At 52.8% G+C, this 5560-nt stretch carries 5 protein-coding genes and 1 pseudogene; 5 read left to right on the plus strand and 1 reads right to left on the minus strand.

The window, feature by feature from the left end:
* Nucleotides 1–294, plus strand: a 294-nt coding sequence (locus MHN01_RS14855) for a branched-chain amino acid transport system II carrier protein (protein ID WP_239412059.1), incomplete at its 5' end; no start/stop codon positions are given.
* Between the two features lie 64 nt (nucleotides 295–358).
* Here MHN01_RS14855 and fldB read toward each other — a convergent pair.
* Nucleotides 359–877 (minus strand): flavodoxin FldB, encoded by a 519-nt coding sequence (fldB, locus tag MHN01_RS14860; protein ID WP_239412060.1) that lies wholly within the window; start codon nucleotides 875–877, stop codon nucleotides 359–361.
* Nucleotides 878–1130: 253 nt separating this feature from the next.
* Between fldB and xerD the strand changes: the two genes are divergently transcribed.
* From xerD to MHN01_RS14880, 4 genes and pseudogenes are all read left to right on the plus strand, one after another.
* Nucleotides 1131–2027, plus strand: coding sequence for a site-specific tyrosine recombinase XerD (gene xerD / locus MHN01_RS14865; RefSeq protein ID WP_370646507.1), 897 nt, complete (start codon nucleotides 1131–1133; stop codon nucleotides 2025–2027).
* Nucleotides 2028–2190: 163 nt separating this feature from the next.
* Nucleotides 2191–2913 (plus strand): bifunctional protein-disulfide isomerase/oxidoreductase DsbC, encoded by a 723-nt coding sequence (gene dsbC / locus MHN01_RS14870; protein WP_239412061.1) that lies wholly within the window; start codon nucleotides 2191–2193, stop codon nucleotides 2911–2913.
* 121 nt (nucleotides 2914–3034) lie between these two features.
* On the plus strand, nucleotides 3035–4759 hold the full coding sequence (gene recJ / locus MHN01_RS14875) for a single-stranded-DNA-specific exonuclease RecJ (RefSeq protein WP_239412062.1): 1725 nt from the start codon (nucleotides 3035–3037) through the stop codon (nucleotides 4757–4759).
* Between the two features lie 227 nt (nucleotides 4760–4986).
* Nucleotides 4987–5560, plus strand: a pseudogene (locus MHN01_RS14880) (PCRF domain-containing protein); the annotation flags it as partial.

The raw sequence follows: 5560 nt of genomic DNA on the forward strand, positions 1-5560 counted from the left end.
CTGTCAATTCCGGTACTGTTTGCCCTGTATCCGGTAGCGGTAGCCCTGGTTGCCCTGACATTCTTGCGTAAGTGGATGCCAAACCCGCGTGCGGCTTACCGTATCGTATTGCTTGTTTCCTTTATCTTCAGCCTGATTGACGCGGCGAAGTTCATGGGAATCGATATGTCGGCGCTGAACATTCTGCCACTGTTTGACTTTGGTATGGCTTGGGTATTGCCAACCACTGCCGCGCTGGTTATCTCCCGCTTCATTGGCGGTGAGGCTGAGCAGCAAAACGTTCAGACTGCTTAATTGCAGCTAGTATCAATAAAAACGGGATGCCATGGCATCCCGTTTTTTTATCTGGAGAACAAGGTTATAGGGTTTCGCTATACTCGGTCAGGATTTGCTCGCACCACTGGGTGATACGGTCGTCGCTGAGTTCATACTGGCTATCTTCGTCCAGAGCCAGGCCAACAAAGAACTTTTGATCCTCGGTCAGGGCTTTCGAAGCCTCAAACTGATAGCCCTCATTGGGCCAGTAGCCGACAAAGTTTGCACCGGTCGGAACCAGCTTGTCGTGCAGCATGCCCATCGCATCAAGGAACCACTCGGTATAGCCTTCCTGATCACCCAACCCGAACAGGGCAACGGTTTTGCCTTCCAGTTTTAGCCCGTCAAGCTGGTCCCATACGGCTTCCCAGTCCTCCTGCAGTTCACCAAAATCCCATGTCGAGATACCCAGGATCAGCATGTCGAAATCATTCATGGTGCTGATCGCTGCTTCCTTGATGTTATGCAGTTCGACCAGCTCTGCGCCGATACAGTCACGGATTTTCTCAGATGCCATTTCGGTGTAACAGGTGGTTGAGCCGTAGAATAAGCCAATTTTCATGCTGTTAGTCCAGTTGGTTGGTGCATTAGAACAATAGCGTGGATTTTACCTAGGTTAACGCCTGTTGACTAATTCTGTGTAGGCTCTGCTGACTCAAAGAAGGAATATAGAGGATATGACGACGAAAACCGCCGGTGATTAGAGAGTTAAATGACAAGTTACTTTTGTCCTGAAATAGACTACTATGACACAAACTACTGTGTATTTATCCATGTGTTAGCTGGATGAATTTGTCGATTGGTTAGAGGTTGTGGTGGAAAACGACGAAACGCTCATTGAACGCTTTCTGGATGCGATGTGGATGGAACGGGGGTTGTCTGATAATACCCTGGCTTCGTATCGCAATGATCTGAGTAAGCTGTGCAGTTGGATCGAGCAGGAACGGCTGAGCCTGGAAACGGTGTCGGTCGATGATTTGCAGCGTTACCAGCAATGGTTGTTTGATGCTGACTATAAGCAGACTTCCCGGGCCCGGATGGTGTCAGCCATTCGGCGGCTGTACCAATATCTCCACCGAGAGAAAATTCGCGAAGATGATCCGAGCGCGATGCTGGTCAGCCCGAAACTCCCCAAGCGCCTGCCGAAAGATATCAGCGAGGAGCAGGTCGATGCGCTGCTGGATGCACCTGATCCCAACGATCCGATTGAGCTGCGGGACAAGGCGATGCTGGAACTGCTCTATGCCACCGGGCTGCGTGTCACCGAGCTGGTTAGCCTGACAATGGAAAATGTCAGCCTGCGTCAGGGCGTGGTGCGCGTTACCGGTAAAGGCGGCAAAGAGCGGCTGGTGCCAATGGGAGAAAATGCCGTCGACTGGATTGAACAATTTATAGAGAGCGGCCGGCCGCAGCTGCTGGGCGAGAAAAGCTCTGATGTCGTGTTTCCCAGCAAGCGCGCTAAGCAGATGACCCGGCAGACCTTCTGGCACCGCATCAAGCATTATGCCGTATTGGCGGGTATTGACTCGGACAAGCTCTCTCCCCATGTGATGCGCCATGCTTTTGCCACGCATTTGCTCAATTACGGGGCGGATTTGAGAGTGGTTCAGATGTTGCTCGGCCACAGTGATCTCTCTACCACGCAAATCTATACCCATGTGGCAACGGAGCGACTCAAGCAACTGCATGAAGCGCATCACCCGCGGGCGTAATAACCATCCGTAGGGAGAAAGCGGTAAAATACGATATACTGGTTGCTTATAACTCGGGTTCGTTATACTGGAAGAGTCGATTTATTATTTGAACTCTGAAAGATTTTTGGACTCTTACAGGTCTTATTGGTTATCCATAATTTTGCTGAAAGGAAATAGTCGAATGCACTTTTTTGGCCGTACGATTCTTGCAACTGCTGTAGCACTGACTGCGTTTACAGCAGCGGCTAAACCTGATGATGCTGCAATCAAGACGAAACTCAGTGGCCTTGGGCTGGCCCCAGTCTCAATTACACCATCGCCACTAGCCGGTCTGAATGAGGTAGTGACAGACCGTGGGATTATTTATGTCTCTGATGACGGTAACTATTTCCTGGCAGGTCAGTTATACCAAAACGATAGTGCTCAGCCGATTAACTTGACCGAGCAGAAAATGGCCAAGTTGAACAAGGCCAAGCTGGCAGGCATGGAAGGCGAGATGATTGTCTACCCGGCCAAAGACGAGAAATACGTGGTCACGGTATTTACCGATACCAGCTGTGGCTACTGCCGTAAGCTACATAACGAAATGCAGGCCTACAACGATGCCGGTATTACTATTCGTTATCTGGCCTTCCCACGCGGTGGCGAGCGTTCGCGCAACTTTGCAGAAATGAGTGCTATCTGGGGAGCCAAAGATACCGCCAAGGCAATGGACGAGGCGAAGAACGGCCAATTCGACATTACCGGCATTGCCCAGCGCGAAGATCTTGTGCGTAAGCACTACCAGTTAGGCGTGGCGATGGGCGTTAGTGGTACACCGGCAATGGTTCTGGAAGACGGTACAATGCTGCCGGGCTATCAGCCTGCGGGTATGCTGCGTAAGATGCTGGATAGCCGCAGTTAACCTTTGTTCTTTAATAAACAACCCGAATTCGAGAAATCGAATTCGGGTTTTTTATATTTGGCGTAGCGCCTATAATGCCTAGCATTAACCCCTCGAACCCCAGCATAGACTTAGCCTTGTTATGATTGAAATAAAACGCCGTCCCCCGGCTGATACCGCCGGTTTTTCCGATGCTATCCACCCACTGCTAAAGCGAATTTATGCCAGCCGAGGTTTGGCCGGAGACGATGATCTCGAGCGAGGTGCTCGGGGACTGCTGGGCTTTAACCAGCTCCACGGTATTGAACCTGCGGTGCAGCTGCTGGTGTCGGCACTGGCGGATAACCGTCGAATTATTATCGTCGGTGATTTTGATGCTGATGGCGCAACCAGTTCGGCATTGTCGGTATTGGCGTTAAAGATGCTGGGCTGTAGTAATGTCGACTACCTGGTTCCTAACCGTTTTGATGATGGCTACGGGTTGAGCCCGGAGGTGGTTGCCCAGGCCGAGGAGCGGGGCGCCGAGCTGATCATGACGGTGGATAACGGTGTGTCGTCAATTGCGGGGGTGGCAGCAGCCAAGGCAAAAGGGATGCAGGTGCTGGTGACCGATCACCACTTGCCGGGCAGTGAGTTGCCGCAGGCTGATGCGATTGTTAACCCCAATCTGCACGAGTGTGATTTTCCGTCCAAGTCGCTTTGCGGCGTCGGCGTGGCTTTTTACCTGATGCTGGCCTTGCGGGCTGAGCTGCGACAAAGTGGCTGGTTTGCCTCGCAGGGCATTGCCGAACCTAACCTGGCTGAACTGCTGGACTTGGTGGCACTGGGAACGGTGGCCGATGTGGTCGCCCTGGATGGCAACAACCGTATTTTGGTCCATCAGGGGTTGCAGCGTATCCGTGCCGGTAAGTGCCGACCGGGTATCCGAGCACTGATAGAAGTGGCCAACCGGGATCCGGCCAGACTGGTGTCGAGCGATTTGGGCTTTGCCCTCGGGCCGCGGATCAACGCGGCAGGCCGGCTCGACGATATGTCGTTCGGGGTCGAGCTGTTGCTATGCGACAATATCCAGGCGGCGCGGCGAATGGCCTCGGAGCTGGATGCCCTCAACCAGACCCGCAAGGAAATCGAGCACGGAATGAAAGAAGAGGCACTGGCTATTTGCGAGCGCCTTAAATTCAACCAGCAAGATATGCCCTATGGCCTGGCGCTGTTTCAACGGGACTGGCACCAGGGCGTGATAGGGATCTTGGCATCTCGGATCAAGGAGTTGTACCACCGTCCGGTGATTGCCTTTGCCGATGCCGGTAATGGCGATATCAAAGGGTCGTGTCGTTCGATTCCCGGCCTGCATATGCGAGATGTTCTTGATTCGATCGATACCCAAAACCCGGGACTGATCATCAAGTTTGGCGGCCACGCCATGGCAGCCGGGCTGACCATTCCCGAAGATAAGCTGGCGGCCTTTAGCAAGGCGTTCGATCAGGCGGTGCGTAACGAGCTGGATGAAGATGCCCTGAAAGGCGTGTTGTTGACTGACGGCGAGCTGGATCGCAACGAACTTAACCTGCAAACGGCCGAGCTGCTGCGCTCGGGCGGCCCTTGGGGACAGCAGTTTCCCGAGCCGATGTTCGACGGTAAGTTTCGCCTTCTGCACCAGAAGCTGGTGGGGGGCAAGCACCTCAAGATGATGCTCGAGCCGATTGACGGCGGTAGCGTCATTGACGGGATCGCCTTTAACATTGATATTCGCCGCTGGCCGGATGCGTCTGTACAGCAAGTTCAGCTGGTATACCGACTGGATGTCAATGAGTTCAGGGGCAATTGCAGCGCCCAGCTGATGATTGAACATATCGAAGCGCTATAGCATTAGAGGCACAGGCGCGGAAGCCCGGTTTTCCGCCCTGTGATCCCATTCACTCTTTGCCCTTGGGTGTAGCGGGTAAAGAAAATATTTCAAGCTGGTGACGACACTGTTTCTGTGACCGGGCTTATAAAATAAATTCACCGATAACCTTTCTTCTGCTCTGTATATTCTATCAACAATTCGATAGAATCCTCCGGTTACGTCCATTTCGGCTATGAAGAGTGGCAATGTTCGAGATTAATCCTATTAAAAACCGACTTGAGGATGTGTCAGCACGTACTGATATCCTTAGGGGGTACCTTTGACTATGATGCCAAAAGTGAGCGTCTAGAAGAGGTCAATGCAGAACTAGAGCAACCAGATGTATGGAATGAGCCAGAACGCGCTCAGGCTCTGGGTAAAGAACGCGCAGCCCTTGAGGCTGTGGTTGATACTATCGATCAGCTGGATCAGGGCGTTGAAGACGTCGAAGGCCTGCTTGAGCTGGCGATAGAAGAAGACGATCAGGAAACGTTTGACGAGATCGAACCGGAACTGGCGGATCTGGAAGCCAAGCTGGCCAAGCTGGAATTCCGCCGTATGTTTGCCGGCGATCATGACGAGTCTGATTGTTATATCGATCTTCAGGCGGGCTCGGGCGGTACCGAGGCGCAAGACTGGACATCGATGATGCTGCGCATGTACCTGCGCTGGGCTGATGCCAAGGGCTTCAAGACAGAAGTGATTGAAGTCTCTGAAGGTGAAGTGGCGGGCTTGAAGTCTGCGACTGTCCGCATCAGCGGCGAGTATGCCTACGGCGGG

Origin of the sequence: Photobacterium sp. OFAV2-7, assembly GCF_022347985.1 — a bacterium.
Taxonomy (GTDB): domain Bacteria; phylum Pseudomonadota; class Gammaproteobacteria; order Enterobacterales; family Vibrionaceae; genus Photobacterium.

Coding starts and splice junctions, on each gene's coding strand:
- dsbC (WP_239412061.1), top strand. CDS start 2,191: ATGCACTTTTTTGGCCGTACGATTCTTGCAACTGCTGTAGCACTGACT.
- recJ (WP_239412062.1), top strand. CDS start 3,035: ATGATTGAAATAAAACGCCGTCCCCCGGCTGATACCGCCGGTTTTTCC.
- fldB (WP_239412060.1), bottom strand. CDS start 877: ATGAAAATTGGCTTATTCTACGGCTCAACCACCTGTTACACCGAAATG.